1 tRNA gene is annotated in these 514 nt (G+C 57.4%); it reads right to left on the bottom strand.

Going from position 1 to position 514, the window contains the following annotated elements:
• Positions 1-332: 332 nt before the first annotated feature.
• Positions 333-408, bottom strand: a tRNA-Ala gene (locus ACTJKY_RS21755).
• Positions 409-514 lie beyond the last annotated feature (106 nt).

Genomic DNA, 514 nt, shown 5'->3' with positions numbered 1-514 from the left:
GCAGCGTGCGCGGCATATCGGTGTGGATGAAAATCTCAGCCTTTAATTGGACAGCTGTCGATCCAGTCTCACGACTGAAATCAACGCCGTCACGGCATCGATTTGAAAAACCCATTCACAATGTCAAAAAGCTCGCGAGCCCATGGGGCTCGCAGGACCGCTGCCGTAGCAGCGGATCTCGTGTCTTCATCTCTGGATATAATGGCTAGCGTCTCGCGCCCGTCGCGCCGTCAGTCGCAGCAAAGCTGCGCCTTGTGGCGCGCTTCGCAGCGCTGGCCGTTCTTGCGGAGCGTGCGAATTAGCATGGCTAATTCGTCTCGTCCGCTGCGAACTGGTGGAGCCTATCGGGATCGAACCGATGACCTGATGCTTGCAAAGCAACCGCTCTCCCAGCTGAGCTAAGGCCCCGAAAGAGTCAGCGATCGCACGCTACAAGCGAATGGTGGGCCGAGTAAGAGTTGAACTTACGACCTCACGCTTATCAGGCGTGCGCTCTAACCACCTGAGCTACCGG

The sequence above is a fragment of the Sphingomonas sp. 22176 genome (genome assembly GCF_052045505.1).
GTDB lineage: Bacteria > Pseudomonadota > Alphaproteobacteria > Sphingomonadales > Sphingomonadaceae > Sphingomonas.
Note: the sequence above shows the minus strand (reverse complement) of the source record. Positions and strands in the feature narration are given on the sequence as shown.